17 protein-coding genes are annotated in these 17,749 nt (G+C 72.6%); 3 read left to right on the top strand and 14 right to left on the bottom strand.

Going from position 1 to position 17,749, the window contains the following annotated elements; all coding sequences use genetic code 11:
* Positions 1-18: 18 nt before the first annotated feature.
* From RR3_RS07690 to RR3_RS07680, 3 genes are all read right to left on the bottom strand, one after another.
* Positions 19-1,050, bottom strand: coding sequence for a 6-phosphofructokinase (locus RR3_RS07690; RefSeq protein WP_010596578.1), 1,032 nt, complete (start codon positions 1,048-1,050; stop codon positions 19-21).
* A gap of 85 nt (positions 1,051-1,135) precedes the next feature.
* Positions 1,136-1,810, bottom strand: coding sequence for a response regulator (locus RR3_RS07685; RefSeq protein WP_010596579.1), 675 nt, complete (start codon positions 1,808-1,810; stop codon positions 1,136-1,138).
* A 9-nt stretch (positions 1,811-1,819) separates the two neighbouring features.
* Positions 1,820-3,034: a sensor histidine kinase gene (locus RR3_RS07680; RefSeq protein ID WP_072786368.1), complete on the bottom strand. Its 1,215-nt coding sequence runs from the start codon at positions 3,032-3,034 to the stop codon at positions 1,820-1,822.
* A 104-nt stretch (positions 3,035-3,138) separates the two neighbouring features.
* Here RR3_RS07680 and RR3_RS07675 point away from each other — a divergent pair, with 104 nt between their 5' ends.
* Together RR3_RS07675 and RR3_RS07670 are read left to right on the top strand one after the other, a co-directional pair.
* Positions 3,139-3,717 carry a hypothetical protein gene (locus RR3_RS07675; RefSeq protein WP_225222834.1) on the top strand — a complete coding sequence of 193 codons (579 nt, stop codon included), beginning with the start codon at positions 3,139-3,141 and terminating at the stop codon, positions 3,715-3,717.
* Positions 3,702-5,027 carry an alpha/beta-hydrolase family protein gene (locus RR3_RS07670; RefSeq protein WP_010596582.1) on the top strand — a complete coding sequence of 442 codons (1,326 nt, stop codon included), beginning with the start codon at positions 3,702-3,704 and terminating at the stop codon, positions 5,025-5,027. The genes RR3_RS07675 and RR3_RS07670 overlap by 16 nt, the downstream gene beginning before the upstream one ends.
* A 28-nt stretch (positions 5,028-5,055) precedes the next feature.
* On the opposite strand, the gene gatA is transcribed toward RR3_RS07670, so the two are convergent.
* Both gatA and gatC read right to left on the bottom strand, forming a co-directional pair.
* Complete coding sequence (gene gatA, locus RR3_RS07665; RefSeq protein ID WP_017680823.1) at positions 5,056-6,531, bottom strand: Asp-tRNA(Asn)/Glu-tRNA(Gln) amidotransferase subunit GatA; 1,476 nt, start codon at positions 6,529-6,531, stop codon at positions 5,056-5,058.
* Positions 6,528-6,827, bottom strand: a complete 300-nt coding sequence (gene gatC / locus RR3_RS07660) for an Asp-tRNA(Asn)/Glu-tRNA(Gln) amidotransferase subunit GatC (RefSeq protein WP_003936975.1) — start codon at positions 6,825-6,827, stop codon at positions 6,528-6,530. The genes gatA and gatC overlap by 4 nt, the downstream gene beginning before the upstream one ends.
* A gap of 290 nt (positions 6,828-7,117) precedes the next feature.
* On the opposite strand from gatC, the gene RR3_RS07655 reads away from it, so the two are divergent.
* A complete protein-coding gene (locus RR3_RS07655; RefSeq protein WP_010596585.1) occupies positions 7,118-7,768 on the top strand; it encodes an ACT domain-containing protein in 651 nt (216 codons plus the stop codon).
* Positions 7,769-7,777: 9 nt separating this feature from the next.
* Here RR3_RS07655 and RR3_RS07650 read toward each other — a convergent pair whose 3' ends face one another.
* The 9 genes from RR3_RS07650 to RR3_RS07610 all read right to left on the bottom strand — a co-directional run bounded on the left by RR3_RS07650 (position 7,778) and on the right by RR3_RS07610 (position 17,558).
* Positions 7,778-8,266, bottom strand: coding sequence for a GNAT family N-acetyltransferase (locus RR3_RS07650; RefSeq protein WP_010596586.1), 489 nt, complete (start codon positions 8,264-8,266; stop codon positions 7,778-7,780).
* 79 nt (positions 8,267-8,345) lie between these two features.
* Positions 8,346-10,469 (bottom strand): NAD-dependent DNA ligase LigA, encoded by a 2,124-nt coding sequence (gene ligA / locus RR3_RS07645; protein ID WP_026137779.1) that lies wholly within the window; start codon positions 10,467-10,469, stop codon positions 8,346-8,348.
* A 10-nt stretch (positions 10,470-10,479) separates the two neighbouring features.
* Positions 10,480-11,532, bottom strand: a complete 1,053-nt coding sequence (locus RR3_RS07640; protein ID WP_010596589.1) for a methionine synthase — start codon at positions 11,530-11,532, stop codon at positions 10,480-10,482.
* Positions 11,529-12,620 carry a tRNA 2-thiouridine(34) synthase MnmA gene (gene mnmA, locus RR3_RS07635; RefSeq protein ID WP_064066649.1) on the bottom strand — a complete coding sequence of 364 codons (1,092 nt, stop codon included), beginning with the start codon at positions 12,618-12,620 and terminating at the stop codon, positions 11,529-11,531. Before mnmA ends, RR3_RS07640 begins: the two co-directional genes overlap by 4 nt.
* A gap of 5 nt (positions 12,621-12,625) precedes the next feature.
* Positions 12,626-13,852 (bottom strand): cysteine desulfurase family protein, encoded by a 1,227-nt coding sequence (locus RR3_RS07630; protein WP_064066650.1) that lies wholly within the window; start codon positions 13,850-13,852, stop codon positions 12,626-12,628.
* A 42-nt stretch (positions 13,853-13,894) separates the two neighbouring features.
* The gene (locus RR3_RS07625) at positions 13,895-14,749 is read right to left on the bottom strand and encodes a lysophospholipid acyltransferase family protein (RefSeq protein WP_234420209.1); all 855 of its coding nucleotides are present in this window, start codon (positions 14,747-14,749) and stop codon (positions 13,895-13,897) included.
* A 43-nt stretch (positions 14,750-14,792) separates the two neighbouring features.
* Positions 14,793-15,632: a GNAT family N-acetyltransferase gene (locus RR3_RS07620; protein WP_010596593.1), complete on the bottom strand. Its 840-nt coding sequence runs from the start codon at positions 15,630-15,632 to the stop codon at positions 14,793-14,795.
* A gap of 137 nt (positions 15,633-15,769) precedes the next feature.
* A complete protein-coding gene (locus RR3_RS07615; RefSeq protein ID WP_010596594.1) occupies positions 15,770-16,726 on the bottom strand; it encodes an electron transfer flavoprotein subunit alpha/FixB family protein in 957 nt (318 codons plus the stop codon).
* Positions 16,727-16,772: 46 nt separating this feature from the next.
* Complete coding sequence (locus RR3_RS07610; RefSeq protein WP_010596595.1) at positions 16,773-17,558, bottom strand: electron transfer flavoprotein subunit beta/FixA family protein; 786 nt, start codon at positions 17,556-17,558, stop codon at positions 16,773-16,775.
* Positions 17,559-17,749 lie beyond the last annotated feature (191 nt).

Genomic DNA, 17,749 nt, shown 5'->3' with positions numbered 1-17,749 from the left:
CTCACGCCCGGCGTGAGCTCACCCGAAGATGATGCGCATCTCCTCGTAGCGGTCCTTCGGCACCCGCTTGTGGTTGGCGAGCGCCTCGTCGAAACCGACCCGGACGATGTCGGTTCCGTGCAGCGCCACCATGTGGCCCCACTCCTCGTCGGCGACGAGATCGGTGACCGCCATACCCAGGCGGGTGGCGAGTACCCGATCGAAGGCCGTGGGCACGCCGCCCCGCTGGATGTAGCCGAGGATCGTGGCACGGGTCTGGATGCCTGTCCGTTCCTCGATCATCGGGGCGAGGACGTCGGCGATGCCGCCGAGCCGCGGCCGGTCGAACTCGTCGCGTCCCTTGTCGGAGTACGCCTCGGCCATGTCCGGCAGGGTGAATCCCTCCGCGACCACCACCATCGGGGCGCGGCCGCGGTCCCGGACGCTGGTGACCCACTCGCAGATCTGCTCGATGCTCTCGGGTTGTTCGGGGATGAGGATGGCGTGGGCGCCCCCGGCCGTGCCGGAGTGCAGCGCGATCCATCCTGCCTCCCGGCCCATCACCTCGAGGACCATGCAGCGCTTGTGCGAGTTGCCGGTGGTGCGCAGCCGGTCGATCGCCTCGGTGGCGATCTCGACGGCGGTGTCGAAGCCGAAGGTGTAGTCCGTCTGGCCGAGATCGTTGTCGATCGTCTTGGGCACCCCGACGATCCGGATGCCCTCCTCGAACAACCGCTTGGAGGCGGCGGCCGTGCCCTCGCCGCCGATGGCGATCACGGCGTCGACGCCCATGCGCTCGAGTGTGCGGGCGATGTTCTCGGCGCCGCCGTCCGGCCCCTGGTAGGGGCCGAACCGGCTGGTGCCCAGGATGGTGCCACCCTGATGCGACAATCCGCGGACCTTGCTGCGGTCCAAGGGGATCGCATCGCCTTCCACCAATCCGCGCCAGCCGTCGAGGAACCCGACGAACTCCTGGTCGTAGACGGTCCTCCCCTTGAGGACCGCTCCGCGGATCACCGCGTTCAGGCCGGGGCAGTCCCCGCCGCTGGTGAGAATGCCGATGCGCGTCATTCGTTCCTCCGTGCAGGTTGTCGGTGGTCCTCCCGGCAATACTGCCCCGGCCCGGCGCCCGCGGCATCCCGATCGCGGGCGTCGCTCACCCGGGCACGACCAGTCCGGACTCGTATGCCAGCACCACCGCCTGTGCCCGGTCCCGCAGGTGCAACTTCCCGAACACCTTCCCCACGTGCGTCTTGACCGTCTGCTCGGCGACGAACAGGTGAGCGGCGATCTCCTGGTTCGACAGTCCACGCGCGATCAGCTCGAGCACCTCACGTTCGCGCGGGGTGAGCGCGTCGAGTGCCCGCTCGCGGCCGCGGCGCGGCGATCGCCGGCGGGTGACGTCCGCGATGAGGCGGCGGGTGACGGTCGGGGCGAGTAGCGCCTGGCCGTCGGCGACGACGCGGACCGCCCGGATCAGTTCCTCGGCGGGCGCGTCCTTGAGCAGGAACCCGCTGGCGCCGAGGCTCAGTGCCTCGTAGACGTAGTCGTCGATGTCGAACGTGGTGAGCATCAGGACCCGCGTCGGCGGATCGATCCGCCCGGCGAGGATGTGCCGGGCCGCGTCGAGTCCGTTCATCTCCGGCATCCGGACGTCCATCAGGACCACGTCGGGTCGCAGGCGGGCCGCCTCTGCGACGGCCCGCCGGCCGTCCGGAGCGTCGCCGACCACGCTGATGTCGGGTTGGGCAGCGAGCAGCGCGCCGAAGCCCTGCCGAACCATGGCCTGGTCGTCGGCGATCAACACGGTGATGGGGGTCGGGTCCGTCACGGCCTCAGCCTAGGCGGCCTGGACGCGCGGCAGCTGCGCGCGCACCTCGAAACCACCGCCCGGGGCGGGATGGGCGACGAGGTGGCCTCCGACCGCCAGGGCCCGGTCGACCATGCCGCGGATGCCGTTCCCGCCGCTGCGGTCCCCCGACCCGGGCCCCGCCCGCCCGGGGCCGTTGCACACGGTCACGCTCACCTCGTCCGGCCCGTAGCCCACGCGGACCCGCACCGGCGCACCGGAGGCGTGGCGGGCGGCATTGGCGAGCGATTCCTGCAGGATGCGGTACACCGTCAGGGCCGTGGCGTCCGAGACGCCGGACGGGTCACCGTTCTCCGCGGTGGACAGGACCATGCCGGCGCGGCGCGCCCCCTCGAACAGGTCCCCGAGCCGGTCCAGGCCGGGCTGCGGGTCCTGCGCCCGTTCGTCGCCGGCGGCCCTGTCGTCGGGGAGGTTCTCGCTCCGGAGCACCCCGAGCATGCCGCGCACCTCGTTCAGCGCCTCGCGCGCGGTCGCCCCGATGGAGTCGAATTCGGCGCGCACCGGCTCGGAAACGTCCGGCAGACGGTACGGGGCGCTCTGCGCCTGGACCACGAGGAGGGACATGTGGTGCGCGACGATGTCGTGCAGGTCTCGGGCGATGCGGGCCTTCTCCTCGAGGATCGCCCGGCGGGCCCGTTCGAGTTCGCTGAGCTCCTCCTGCCGGGCAAGCTGGCGGCGGGACAGCACGAGCCACCGCACGAGCAGGCCGAACACCGCCATCGCGCTCAGGCCGAGTGCCCACCCCCAGCCGTTCTGCCCCGGCACGTGGGTGAAGAACAGCACCACGGTGGCCGCCCACACGAGCCCGGCGACCTGCAGGGGAGCGCGCATGCTCACCGCGACGAGAAGCGCGCACAGCACGAGGATGTGCACCACCTGCCAGGGGTAGTCGTAGCCGGGGGCGAGGTCGAAGGCGCGGGGGATCGCCAGCGCGGCCCCGGCCGAAACCGCCCAGCCGAGGGCGGGATCGGTCCGGATCGCCACGAACGGCCAGGCCGCGAGCGCCGCGACGACGGGCATCAGCGCGACGGGCACCTCGTGGGTGAGGTGCAGGGTGGGCCACGCGACCGCATACAGGATCAGGGTCACCGCCACGATCGCGATCGTCCACCGACGGCCGCGGCCGTGTTCTCTCGTCCAGCGCACGGCACCACGGTAGGTCCGGGGCGTGGGCACTGTCGTCATACCGGGGAGTGAGAGCCGCCTGGCCCCGTGGCGGTAGACGCTCGTGGCCGGACCGCTCCGTCGCGGGATCTCCGGCAGTCCCCGCCGTCCCTAACGTCCGCCACATGCGCAGACCACCGATGACAGCACTTCTGGGCACGGCCGCAGCGCTGTGTCTGGGAACCGCGTGGGCACAGCCCGCTCCGCCCGCGCAGCCGGATCCGGGCGCCGTGATTGCGACAGTGGCGGCACTGTCCGAGGGCGACACCGGGGCGGCGCTCGACGCCTTCCCGGACGGCTTCGAGCCGGCGATGCACTATCGACCGGTCACCGAGGACGGGATCCTGGTGGACCCGCTCGGCGGCTGCTCCTCCCCCGTCCCCCTGCCGGACTTCTTCGAAACGCCCTGCCGGGAGCACGATCTCGGATACGACCTGTTGCGGTACGCGCGGTCGTCGGGACACGAACCGGGTCCGCAGGCGCGGCGCGGCCTGGACGCCCGGCTGAGCCGGCAGCTGCACGAGGCGTGCCGCGCGACGGCGCCCGGCGACGACTGGTGCGGCGTCACTGCGACTGTGGCTTCGTTTGCAGTGCGGGTGAATTCGTGGCGGCAAGGCGACGGGGCCCCGGTCCCCGAGTCACCGCTTCCGTACGCGGCCGCGGTGTGGGCGCTGGTTGCGGCGGCGCGATGGACGCCCCGATGAGCGGGCGCGCGACGTCCCCCGGCGCGGGGTTCGACGTCCTCGCACGGCGCTGCCCGCGGGTGGCGGCGACCGTGGCGGTGACGGTGGCGGTGTGGGTCTCGCTCGCGCCGTCGCTGCTGCCCCGTCCGGCCCTGGCGCAGGCCGCGGTCTCGGGATGCGCCGCCGCAGCCGCGGCGGGAGCCGCCGGCCTGTGCCGCCGGCGGAACGCGGGATCCGCGCGCCCGGTGGCGCGGGCGGTGGCGCTGCTCGCCGCGGCCGTCGCGCTGGGGTGGACGGTTCTCGCGGCGGCGCAGTGGCAGGACGGGTTGCGGGCCGCGATGGGGCGGCCCCCGACGGGGACGGGGCACTGGATCGTCGTGTGCGTGTGCTCCTCGTGCATACTCGGCGCGACACGGGTGCTCGGCCGGGTTCCGGAGGCGTGGCGGCGGCGGGCGGACGTCCGCGCGGGCGTCGCCACGGCCGCCGCGGTGACGCTGGGAGCGGTCGTCGCGGTTGCTCCCGTCGGGGCCGGGCCGGCGTACCCGGACACGGCGCCCGTCGCCGCCACCGCGGCCGGGAGCCCGTCGTCGCTGGTGGCATGGCAGTCACTGGGCGACGAGGGCCGCCGTTTCGTGAGCGCCGACGCTCGAGCGATCCGCACGTACGTGGGGCTCGGATCCGCCCCGGACGTCCGGTCGCGCGCAGCGCTGGCCGTCCGCGAGCTCGAGCGCGCGGGCGGGTTCGCACGCGCCCACGTCGTAGTGGTGGTGCCCACCGGTTCGGGGTGGGTCGACCCCGGCGCGGTGCGGGGGTTCGCCGCGCTGTTCGGCGGCGACGTCGCGCTCGTCGCGCAGCAGTACTCGTCCGCACCCAGCTGGGTGACGTTCCTGTTCGACCGGGACGCGGCCGCGGAGTCGGCCCGCGCCCTGCTCACGTCGGTGCGTTCCCGCATCGATGCCCTGGACCCGGTCCGGCGTCCGCAGGTGCACGTGTACGGGCAGAGCCTCGGCGCGGTCGGGGGCAGCGCCGCCCTGGCGTCGACGGCGACGGGTCCGTGCGCGGCGATCTGGGCCGGCCCACCGGCGGGCGCGGTGCGCACGGACGGGGCGGCCGTCACCGCGAACACGTCGGATCCGGTGGTGTGGTGGCGACCCTCGCTGCTGTGGTCACCGCCCGATCTGTCCCGTGCGCGACGCGACGCGCCCGTGCCGCGGTGGCTGCCGGTGGTCAGCTTCGTGCAGGCGACGCTGGATCTGCCGGTGGCGCTGGACGCGCCCCCGGGTCACGGGCACCGCTACGGCCCGGACCAGGCCCGGTGCGACCGCCCCTGACGGCGGCAGTCGCACCGGGGACCCGGGCTCAGGCGACGATCGGGCCGCGGGCGGCCTCGAACGCGGCGCCGACGCGGTAGAGCCGTTCGTCGGCGAGCGCCGGGGCCATGATCTGCAGACCGACGGGCAGCCCGTCGTCGGCGGACAGCCCGGACGGAACGGACATCGCGCAGTGTCCGGCGAGGTTGGTCGGGAGCGTGCACAGATCCGACAGGTACATCGCCAGCGGGTCGTCGACCTTCTCGCCGATCTTCCACGGGGTGAACGGGCTGGTCGGCGAGACGAGGACGTCGACCTGCTCGTACGCCTTCTCGAAGTCCCGCGCGATGAGGGTGCGGACCTTGAGCGCCTGCCCGTAGTAGGCCTCGTAGTAGCCGGAGGACAACGCGTAGGTGCCGATCATGATGCGGCGCTTGACCTCCTTGCCGAACCCGGCGGCCCGGGTGGCGGCCATGACCTGCTCGGCGCTCATCGTGCCGTCGTCGACGCGCAGGCCGTAGCGCATGGCGTCGAAGCGGGCCAGATTGGACGAGACCTCGGACGGCAGGATCAGGTAGTACGAGGCGAGCGCGTATTCGAAGTGCGGGCAGGAGACCTCGACGACCTCGGCGCCGAGCGCGGTGAGTTCGGCCACGGCCGCGTCGAACGACGCCAGCACGCCCGGCTGGTAGCTGTCCGAGTGCAGTTCCTTGACGACCCCGATGCGCAGACCCTTCAGGTCGCCCTGCGCGCCCTGGCGGGCGGCCTCGACGACGGGCCGGACGGGTGCGTCCACCGACGTGGAGTCGCGCGGGTCGTGTCCGGCGATCACCTCGTGCAGCAACGCCGTGTCGAGCACGGTGCGGCCGCACGGGCCGCCCTGGTCGAGCGACGAGGCGCAGGCGACGAGACCGAACCGGGAGACCGTGCCGTAGGTGGGCTTGGTGCCGACCGTGGCGGTGACGGCGGCAGGCTGGCGGATCGACCCGCCGGTGTCGGTGCCGATGGCCAGCGGTGCCTGATAGGAGGCCAGCGCGGCTGCCGAACCGCCACCGGACCCACCGGGGATACGGGTGGTGTCCCACGGGTTGCGGGTGGGTCCGTACGCCGAGTTCTCGGTGGACGAGCCCATGGCGAACTCGTCCATGTTGGTCTTGCCCAGGATCGGGATGCCCGCCTGCCGCAGCTTCGTCGTCAGGGTCGCGTCGTACGGCGACATCCAGCCCTCGAGGATCTTCGAGGCACACGTGGTGGGCATGTCGGTCGTGGTGAACACGTCCTTGAGGGCGATCGGGACACCGGCGAGCGGCGAGGCCGGGCTCTCCCCCGCCGCGACCGCGCGGTCCACCTCGGCCGCCGCGGCCAGCGCCTGGTCGCTCGCCACGTGCAGGAACGCGTGGTACTCGCCGTCGACCTCGGCGATGCGGTCGAGGTGCGCACGAGTCACCTCGACCGACGACAGGTCGCCGGAGTGGATGCGTTCGGCGAGATCGGCCGCGGACAGCCGGGTGAGATCGGTGCTCATTCGCCCTCCCCCAGGATCTGCGGGACGGAGAAGCGGCCGTCCTCGACCAGCGGGGCGGCGGCGAGCGCCTGTTCCGGAGTCAGACCCGGGTGCACCTCGTCGGGGCGGGTCACGTTGGTCACCGCGTTCGGGTTGGCCATCGGCGCCACATCGTCCGCGGCCACCTCCGACACAGCCTTGACGTGGCTGAGGATCGTATCCAGCTGGCCGGCGAACTCGTCGAGTTCGGCGTCGGTCAGCGCGAGCCGGGACAACCGGGCGAGGTGCGCGACCTCGTCACGGGAGATGGCAGGCACCTTCGGTGACCCCTTTCCGATGAAGAAACGAACGTGCCGTCCAGGGTAGTGCGTGCCGAACGGCACGGTTTCGCCGGTTCCCCGGACCGTCGCCGGCCGCCCGCCGTGTTGCAGTTCGGAGAAACACCTGTGTCGTTCGTGTGACAACGCGCGCGTGACCGGCGGTTTCCCGGCTCGCCTCGGTGCCGCCGTGCGGGACCGGCGTCCGGCGGGGGTGCGGGAGTGAAAAGATGGTGTCCGTCGCCGGCCGCCCGCCTCGGCCGTGACTTCGGAACCGGGAAAGGACGCTCGTGTCGTACCTGTTACGCGTCCAGCTTCCCGATCGTCCCGGCAGCCTCGGCTCACTCGCCGTTGCGCTCGGGTCGGTCGGTGCGGACATCCTCTCGCTCGACGTCGTCGAGCGCGGTGCCGGCTTCGCGATCGACGATCTCGTCGTCGACGTCGATGCCGGTTCGCTGCCGGACACGCTCATCACGGCCGCCGAACGCCTCGAGGGCGTCACGGTGGACTCGATCCGGCCCTATGCGGGAATCCTCGACACCCACCGCGAACTCGAGCTGATCGACCAGGTCGCCACCGCCCGCCACGACCGGTTGCAGGTGCTCGTCGACGGTGCACCCCGGGTGCTGCGCGTCGGCTGGGCGACCGTCGTGGACACCGGCCCGCACGGCGCGTACCGGGTGGTGGGCAGTTCCGGTGCCCCCGAGACCCGGCCGGCGGACGTGCCGTGGATGCCGCTCGAGAAGCCGATGCTGCTCGACCACGAGGGCGAGTGGGTGCCCGACCTGTGGCGGACGATGAACACGACCCTGGCGGCGGCGCCGCTGGGCACCCACGGGCGGGTACTGATGCTCGGCCGGCCCGGCGGCCCGGAGTTCCGCCCGTCCGAGGTGGCCCGGCTCGGCTACCTGGCCGGCATCATCGGCACCGTCCTCGGCTGAGCGGACGGCTCAGACCAGTTCGCGCACCAGGGTGGTCAGCTCCACGCCGGGGACCGGCGCCCAGTCCCGCTCGGTGACCGGGACGAATCCGTTGCGGTCGTAGATGCGGCGCGCCTCGACCATGTCCGGCTGGGTGGACAGCACCACCGCGCGATCACCGCGGTCGTACGCGGTGTCGAGGACGTGCCGCACCAGCGCCGACCCGACCCCGCGCCCGCGTGCCGACGCCGCGACGGCCAGCATCCGGAACTCGAGTTCGCCCTTCTCGGCGATGTTCGCGAAGCGTGATGCCGGTTCGGCCAGCGTCACCGACCCGACGATCTCGCCGTCGGCCAGTGCGATCACCACCTCGGCGTGTTCGTCGCGGGTGGCGGTGTCGCGCAGACGCTCGGCGTACGGGTCGTCGGGCTCGACGAATCCGCCGCCGACGTACACGTCGACGGTGAGGGCGCCGACGGCGTCGTACTCGTCCGGGCTCACGCGTCTGATCTCGATCACTCGAGGACTATCGCAGTGCCCACCCCCTCCGCCCAAACGGTTCCCGCGCGATCCTCGTCACACCGGCACCGGCCGCCGGTCAGCTCTCGAGCTCGCCGAACTCCTCCTCGATCGCGTCCGTGCCACCCGAGACGCCGGCCGGGCCAAGCTCGAGCAGGCGGCGGAACCCCTCCTCGTCGAGGACAGGGACGCCCAGCTCGGCCGCCTTGTCGGCCTTCGTTCCCGGCGCGTCCCCGACGACGACGAACGCGGTCTTCTTCGACACCGAGCCGGCCGCCTTGCCACCGCGGAGCAGGATCGCCTCCTTGGCCTGATCCCGTGAGAACCCCTCGAGCGAGCCGGTGACGACGATCGACAGACCCTCGAGTGTGCGTTCGACGGATTCGTCGCGCTCGTCGAGCATGCGCACCCCGGCCGCGCGCCACTTCTCGACGATCGCGACGTGCCAGTCGACCGCGAACCATTCGCCCAGCGCCGCTGCGATGGTCGGTCCGACCCCCTCCACTGCGGCGAGCTCGTCGACGGACGCCTCCCGGATCCGGTCGAGGCTGCCGAACTCGGTGGCCAGTGCCCGCGCGGCGGTCGGGCCGACGTGCCGGATCGACAGCGCGACCAGCACCCGCCACAGCGGCTTGTCCTTGGCCGCGCGAAGATTCGCGAGCAGGCGGGCGCCGTTGGCGGACAGTGCCCCTGCCTTCGTGCGGAAGAGCGAGGTGCGCAGCAGGTCGTCGGCGGTCAGGTCGAACAGGTCGCCCTCGTCGGCGATGACCCCGGCCTCGAGCAGCGCGGTGGCCGCCTCGTACCCGAGCGCCTCGATGTCGAACGCGCCGCGGCCCGCGACGTGGAAGACCCGCTCGCGCAGCTGCGCCGGGCAGTACCGCTGGTTGGGGCAGCGCAGGTCCACGTCGCCCTCCTTGGCGGGGGCGAGCGGTGTCCCGCACTCGGGGCATTCGGCGGGCATGACGAACTCGCGTTCGGTGCCGTCACGCAGGTCCACGACCGGTCCGAGCACCTCGGGGATGACGTCACCGGCCTTGCGGAGCACCACGGTGTCGCCGATCAGCACCCCCTTGCGTGCGACCTCCGACGCGTTGTGCAACGTGGCGAGGGAGACGGTCGATCCGGCGACCGTGACCGGTTCCATGTAGGCGAACGGGGTGACCCGGCCGGTGCGGCCGACGCTGACGCGGATGTCGAGCAACTTCGTGGTCACCTCCTCCGGCGGGTACTTGTAGGCGATCGCCCACCGGGGCGCGCGCGAGGTGCTGCCGAGCCGCCGCTGCAGGGACACCTCGTCGATCTTGACCACGAGCCCGTCGATCTCGTGTTCGACGTCGTGGCGGTGTTCACCCCAGTACCGCATCCGGGTGAGGACCTCGTCGACGCCGACGACACGGGCGGTGTGCCCGGAGACGGGCAGCCCCCAGGCGGCGAGGGCGGCGTAGGACTGCGACAGCGACACCGGCTCGAATCCCTCGACGTGGCCGAGCCCGTGGCAGATCATCCCGAGGCGCCGTCGCGCGGTCACCGCAGGGTTCTTCTGCCGCAGCGATCCGGCCGCCGTGTTGCGCGGATTGGCGAACGGGGCCTTGCCCTCGGCGACGAGGGCGGCGTTGAGCGCGTGGAAGTCCTCGAGCCGGAAGTACACTTCGCCCCGCACCTCGAGCACGCGGGGAATCGGGAATTCCTCGGTCGCGGTGAGTCTTTCGGGGATGTCGTCGATCGTGAGAGCGTTGAGCGTGACCTCCTCGCCGGTGCGGCCGTCGCCGCGGGTGGCGGCCCGGCGCAGCCGGCCGTCCTCGTACACCAGGCTCAGCGCGACGCCGTCGATCTTCACCTCGCAGAGGTAGTGCAGGTCCGGGCCGGTCTCGGCTTCCACGCGGGAGACCCAGGCCCGCAACTCGTCCTCGGTGAAGACGTTGTCGAGGCTGAGCATCCGTTCGAGGTGGTCGACGGCGGTGAAGTCGGTGGCGAAGCCGCCCCCGACGAGCTGGGTGGGGGAATCGGGGACGCGCAGGTCCGGGTAGTCGTCCTCGAGCTGCTTCAGCGCGCCGAGCAACTGGTCGAAGGCACCGTCGGAGATGATCGGCGCATCGCGCACGTAGTAACGGAACTGGTGCTCGCGCACCTCCTCCGCGAGTTGCTGCCAGCGCTCACGCACGTCGGGCGGAGCTTGGGTGGGCGCGTCCGTCGATTCACTCACGCCGGAAAGACTAGTCGAGCGATACGACGTTCCCGGCCGCTGCGGACCCGAGCGAGTCGGGATCGTCCGTGAACGCGGCGGCGATGTCGCGGGCGAGGCGCAGTGCCCGGCGCGCCCACGCGGGATCGGCGCCGGCCAGGCCGCAACGCGGGGTGACCCCGACCGAACGCAAGGTGGCACGGGGAAAGCCCAGCCGATCGATCAGCGCGGTCGCGGGGCCGGCGAGCTCACGCCAGGTGGGGACGGCGGCGTCGGGCGCGGTGGAGGGGACCAGCCCGAGCAGGAGGGTCGTTCCGGCGTCGATCAGCTCACCGACTCCGTCGAGGTCGGCGGCGGTGAGCTGCGCGACGTCGAGCGCGACGGCGTCGACACCGCTGCGACGCAGCATCCCCGTCGGCACGCCCGGGGCGCAGCAGTGCACCGCGACGGGCCGGCCGATCGCCGCCAGTGCGGTCTCGAGGAGGTGCTGCGCCTCCGGCTCGGGGAGCGCGGGCACCGACTCGAGGGACGTGCGCCCGGTCAGGGTCCCGGCCAGGACGGCGGGCAGCGCGGGCTCGTCCAGCTGGACCACCACGTCGGCGCCGAGGCGACGGGTCAGTTCCGCGGCGTGCCGCGCCAGCCCCTCGCCGAGGGACTCGGCGAGGTCACGCACGGCACCGGCGTCGGTGAGCACGCGCCGGCCGCCGGCCAGCTCGGTGTGCGCGGCGAGGGTGAAGGGTCCGGCCGCCTGCACCTTCAGAGTCCGACCCGGTCCGAGTCCCGCTGTCTCCCAAGCTTCTTCGAGTGCATCAAGGTCTCGGCGCAGCAGATCGCCGGCGCGGGCCGCGACCACGCCGCGACGACCGCCGAGCCGATATCCGGTGGTGGACGTGTCGAGATGCAGGTCGACCAGCAGCGCGCCGGTACGGCCGACGAGATCGGCCCCGAGGCCCCGGGCCGGCAGCTCGACCAGGTGCGGCAGCGCCTCGAGCTCGCCGAGCACGGTCGCCGCCGACTCCCGGGCGTCGACGCCGGGCCACGAGCCGATGCCGGTAGCGACACCGGACCAGGACTCCGCGCTCACCGGGTCGTCGCCGTACCGGTGCCGGCGATGGTGCCGCTGCCGAGGACGACGTCGCCGGCCGCGTCCGGCCGGTACAGCACCACGGCCTGTCCGGTGGCCACGCCGGTGAGGGGTTCGCGCAGGGTCACCTCGAGACCGGTGCCGACGGTCTCGGCGACGGCCGCCGCGACACCGCCGTGGGCGCGCACCTGCACGACGCACTCGAGCGGTCCGGCCGGCGCGGTGCCACTGGACCACACCGCGCGCTCGGCGCGGATCGTCCACACCTTCAGATCCTCCGCGGAGCCCACCTTCACGGTGCCGGTGTCCGGCTCGATCGCGGTGACGTAGCGGGGGCGGCCGTCCGCGCCCGGGCCGGCGATGCCCAGCCCCTTGCGCTGCCCGACCGTGAAACCGTGCACCCCTTCGTGTTCGGCGAGCACGGCGCCGGACCGTGCGTCGACGACCCGGCCGGGACGGACCCCGATGCGGGCGCCGAGGAAGGCGCGGGTGTCACCGGAGGGGATGAAGCAGATGTCGTGGCTGTCGGGCTTGTCCGCCACCGCGAGACCCCGCTCGGCCGCTTCGGCGCGGATCCGTTCCTTGGGGGTGTTCCCGACGGGGAACATCGCACGCGCGAGCTGATCCGCCGTCAGCACGCCGAGCACGTACGACTGGTCCTTGCCGGCGTCGACCGCGCGTCGCAGGACGCCGTCCTCGAGCCGGGCATAGTGGCCGGTGGCGACCGCGTCGAAGCCGAGGGCCACGGCCCGGTCGGCGAGGGCCGCGAACTTGATCTTCTCGTTGCAGCGCAGGCACGGATTCGGGGTGTGGCCGGCGGCGTAGGACTCGACGAAGTCGTCGATGACCTCTTCCTTGAACCGGTCGGCGAAATCCCAGACGTAGAACGGGATTCCGAGCACGTCGGCGGCCCGGCGGGCATCGCCCGCATCCTCCTTCGAGCAGCAGCCCCGCGACCCGGTCCGCAGAGTCCCCGGCGCCGTGGACAGCGCCAGGTGCACGCCGACGACGTCGTGGCCGGCATCGACCGCGCGGGCCGCGGCCACCGCCGAGTCCACGCCACCGCTCATTGCCGCGAGCACCCTCATCGATGTCACCTCTCTCGACTACCGGCGCCGGCCAGTCCGGCGGCCCGCGCCCGTCCCACCACCTGCGGCAGCGCCGCCACGACGGCCTCCACGTCGGCGCGAGCCGACGTGTGGCCCAAGGAGAATCGCAACGACCCACGGGCCGTGCGGGGGTCCGCACCCATCGCGACGAGCACGTGGCTGGGCCTGGCCACGCCGGCGGTGCAGGCCGAACCGGTCGAGCACTCGATCCCGGCCGCATCCAGCAGCATGAGCAGCGAATCGCCCTCGCAGCCGGGGAAGGTGAAGTGTGCGTTGCCGGGCAGGCGGTCCGCACCGCGCGGGCCGTTGAGGATCGCGTCCGGTACCACGCCCGTCACGCCGGCGATCAGCTCGTCACGCAGCGCCGTGAGGACGGCGGCGCGTTCGCCGAGTTGGGCCGTCGCCTCGCGCAGCGCCGCGGCCATGCCGGCGATCCCGGCCGTGTCGTGCGTTCCCGACCGGACGTCGCGCTCGTGCCCTCCGCCGTGCGTCAGCGGCACGCACGGCACCTGGCGGCCCAGCAGCAGGGCACCGACCCCTTGGGGACCACCGAACTTGTGCGCGGCGATCGTCATGGCGGCGAGCCCGCTCGCGGCGAAGTCCACCGGCAGATGACCCACCGCCTGCACGGCGTCGCTGTGCATCGGCACCCCGTACTCGGCGGCGACGGCGGCGAGTTCGGCGACGGGCATCACGGTGCCCACCTCGTTGTTGGCCCACATCACCGACACGAGGGCCGTCTCGTCGGAGTGCTCGGCCAGGGCCCGGCGCAGCGCATCCGGCTCGACCCGCCCGTCGGCCTCGACGGGCAGCCAGGTGACCTCGGCATCCTCGTGGGCGACGAGCCATTCGACGGCATCGAGCACCGCGTGATGCTCGACGGCGCTCGCGATCACCCGGCGACGGCGCGGATCGGCGTCGCGGCGCGCCCAGTAGATGCCCTTGACCGCGAGGTTGTCGCCCTCCGTGCCCCCCGAGGTGAAGACGACCTCCGAGGGACGGGCGCCGAGGTCCGCGGCGACGGACTCCCGGGCCTCCTCGACGCGGCGGCGCGCCGCGCGTCCCGACCCGTGCAGGGAGGACGCGTTGCCGACCGTCGCGAAGACCTCCGTCATCGCCGACACGGCCGCGGGCAGCATCGGCGTGGTCGCGGCGTGATCGAGGTAGACGGTCTTCGAGGTGCCGGAGGCTCCGGCGGGGTTCGAGGTCATGACCGGACCAGGATAGCGGGTCGGGCTCCGCGCCCGCCGCCCTCACCGTCCGGCCCGGAGTTCCTCCCGGCCGGCGGTGTCGTGGACGGCGCGGCCGAGCCTGGCGAGTTCGGCTCCGTCGTCGTTCCGCCGCACGGACCGTTCGCACCGCGCGGCGAGGTCGCGGCGATCGGAGCCGGGCCGCTCGAGCGGGGCGAGCACCACTTCCACCACGACGCCCCGGTGCCGCAGCAGCCGCCGCAACGAGGCGCCGATCGTCTCGTCGCCGACGAACGCCGGGCTGGTGGCGATCGTCCCGGCGGCGTCGGCGTACCGGAGCCCGACCGGTTGCACCGGGCGCTGGGCGTCGATCGCGGCCTGGAACAGCGCCGGACGGAATCCGCCGTACGCCCTGCCGCACCACGTGGTGCCCTCCGGGAACGCCGCGACCGTCTCCCCCGCCGCGAGTCGGTCGCGGATTCGTGCGACCACGACGGGTAGCTCGCGCAGGCGTTCGCGCGCGATGGGAATGACCCGCATCCGCCGGGCCAGCGCGCCGAGCAGTCCCCACTCCAGCAGGTCGCTGCGGGCGACGAACCCCGCGGGCGCGACGGCGGTGAGGACGAGCACGTCGGTCCAGGACACGTGCGGGGCGACGACGAGCACGCCCCCGCCCTCCTCGTCCCGGCCCCGCAGGTCGGTCACCGTCAGCCGCAGCCCGGCACACCGCAGCAGCACGTGGGCGAACGCCCGCTGGGCGGCGAGGCGCCCGGAGCGGGGCAGGAGCCGGCCGGCCGTCAGGAACGGGGCGGTCGTCAGCACCGCCACGACGAGCATCCACCGGCCCGCGGCCGTGACGAAATTCACGCGTCCCGCATCGGCCGGGAGGCAGCCCGCGCCGCAGGGACTGGCCGGCATCCAGGCGTGGGCGCGCGTGTTCACGGCCGCCCTCCGGCGGCGTTCACGCCCGTGCTCCCGCGGCCGCCTCGGCGTTCTCGGCGGCGGTCCGCAGCCGGTCGAGGTAGCGCGCGTCGGCACCGGCGAGGCTCTGCAGCGCCACGAAGTCGGCCACGCCGAAGTCGGGGTCGTGGGCGGGCTCGCCACAGATGCGGGCACCGAGCCGCAGATATCCGCGCAGCAGCGGCGGCAGCACCGGCCGGGCGGGCGGGGGGATGTCCTCGAGGGCGCGGCCGTCGACGACGACGGGTTTCCGGGGGAGCACCCGCCGGTCCGCTTCGACCGCGTGCCGGGCCAGCAGCACGTCGCGCACCGCCCGTACGTTGGCGCCGGGCACGTCGGCGGGGTGGGTGCGTATCGGCACCGACACGCACCCCATCACCCAGTTGTGCCCGGTGAGTTGCAGGTAGCGCAGGATCCCGGCCCACATCAGCGACAGGACCGAGCCGGAACGGTGGGCGGGGTCGACGCAGGCGCGTCCCATCTCCACCGCCCGCAGACCGTCGGGATCGAGGGCGGTGAGATCGAATTCGGTGGCGGTGTAGTAGCCCCCGGCGGCGCGGGCGGCGTCCGGCGGCAGCATCCGGTAGCAGCCCACCACCGCGCCGGTGTGGTTCTCGCGCACCAGCAGGTGGTCGCAGTACTCGTCGAAACGGTCGGCGTCGATGCCCGGCGCCATGCCTGCGGGAAGACGGAACCCGGGTTCTGCGGCGAAGACCCGGTAACGCAGCCGCTGGGCGGCCTCGCGGTGTTCCCGGTCGGCGGACACGAGAAGGGAATAGCGCGGCCCCGACAGCATCGCCTCCGGCCGCGGGTCCCGGGCCGGCGCCAGCAAAGTGGTCATGGCGCAATGTGTATCGAGCCGGTACGTCGCGGCAGGGGCGGCACGGTGTCGCCTCCGTGCACGTCCGGTGAACATGCCCCGGCACGCACGCGGCCCCGCACCCGGACGGGTGCGGGGCCGTGGCAGGACCTCGGGAATCAGCCCTTGTGCTTCTTGATCTCCTCGGTCAGCTGCGGAGCGACGTTGAACAGATCGCCCACGACGCCGTAGTCCGCGATCTCGAAGATCGGGGCCTCTTCGTCCTTGTTGACCGCGACGATCGTCTTCGACGTCTGCATGCCGGCCCGGTGCTGGATGGCGCCGGAGATGCCCAGCGCCACGTACAGCTGCGGCGAGACGGTCTTGCCGGTCTGACCGACCTGGAACTGGCCCGGGTAGTAGCCGGAGTCGACGGCGGCGCGGGAGGCACCGACGGCCGCACCGAGCGAGTCGGCAAGCTCCTCGACGACGGTGAACTTGTCGGCGCTGCCGACGCCGCGGCCGCCGGAGACGACGATCGACGCCTCGGTCAGCTCCGGACGGTCGCCACCCACGATCGGGTTGCGCGCGGTGACCTTGACCGCGTTCTCCTCCTGCGCCGGAACCTCGACGTCCACCCGCTCGGCGGCACCGGCCTGCGGCTGGGCCTCGACGGCACCGGGGCGCACGGAGACGACCGGCACCTCACCGTTGGCCTTGGCGTCGACGGTGTACGCGCCACCGAAGATCGAGTGCACGGCCGAACCGTCGGACTTGACGTCGATGACGTCGCAGAGCAGGCCGGAACCGATGCGTGCGGCGAGGCGGCCCGACACCTCCTTGCCCTCGACGCTGGCGGCGGTGATCACCGCGGCGGGGCTGGCGGACTCCACGAGCGAGGCCAGCACGTCGACCTTCGGGGTCACCAGGTAGCCGTCGATGTCGTCGGACTCGGCGGCGTAGACCTTGGCGGCGCCGGCGGCAGCGAGCGCGTCCTGCAGCTTGTCGGCGGTGCCGGCCGGGCCGGTCACGACCGCGGCGGGCTCACCCAGTGCACGGGCGGCGGTGATCAGCTCGGTGCTGACCTTCTTCAGCGCACCCTCGGCGTGCTCGACGAGCACGAGTACTTCTGCCATTGCTCTTTCTCTCCCTTGGTATGTCTGCTGTGTCGCGTGGGTGCGATCAGATGATCTTCTGGCCGACGAGGTACGCGGCGATCTTGCTGCCGCCGTCACCCTCGTCCGCGACGCGCTCACCAGCGGTACGCGGGGGCTTCGGGCTGACACCGGTGACGGTGCTGCCGGCGTTGGACACGCCGAAGATCTCGGGATCGAGCCCGATGTCGGCGAGAGTGAGGGCCTGAACTTCCTTCTTCTTCGCAGCCATGATGCCCTTGAAGGACGGGAAGCGGGGCTCGTTGATCTTCTCGGTGACCGAGACGATGGCCGGGAGCGTGGCCTCGAGGGTGAAGACACCCTCGTCGGTCTCGCGCTCGCCGCTGACCTTGCCGTCGGCGACGTTGAGCTTGCGCATGTGGGTCAGCTGCGGCAGGCCGAGGTACTCGGCGATGATCGCCGGCACGGCACCCATCCGGCCGTCGGTGGCCTCGTTGCCGGCGATGACCAGGTCGACGCCCTCGATCTGGCCGAGAGCCGCCGCGAGCGCGTACGCGGTCTGGATCGAGTCCGAGCCGTGGATGGCCGGGTCGTTGAGGTGGATTGCCTTGTCGGCACCCATGGACAGCGCCTTGCGGATCGCGTCGGTGGCGCGGTCCGGACCGGCGGTGAGCACGGTGACCTCCCCGCCGTCGCGCTCCTTGATGAGCAGGGCTTCCTCGACGGCGCGCTCGTTGATCTCGTCGAGCACCGCGTCGGCGGCCTCGCGATCGAGCGTGAAGTCGCCGTCGCTGAGCTTGCGCTCGGACCACGTGTCGGGGACCTGCTTGATCAAAACGACGATGTTCGTCATGGGTCTACGTCGACCTCCTGTGTATGACTTCCTTGGATCGGCGAGGCGCAACGCCTTGACCGAGCTCTCGTGCTTCGCACGGGGGTGTGCGATAGATTACCTTACGCTAAGTTACCCGCTGGTAACTTGGATGGGAACCTCGTTCACCATAACCACACGAAGGGAGCCGCACGGCTGTGATCTGGACCACC

The organism is Rhodococcus ruber NBRC 15591 (assembly GCF_001894945.1).
Lineage (GTDB): Bacteria > Actinomycetota > Actinomycetes > Mycobacteriales > Mycobacteriaceae > Rhodococcus > Rhodococcus ruber.
Note: the sequence above shows the minus strand (reverse complement) of the source record. Positions and strands in the feature narration are given on the sequence as shown.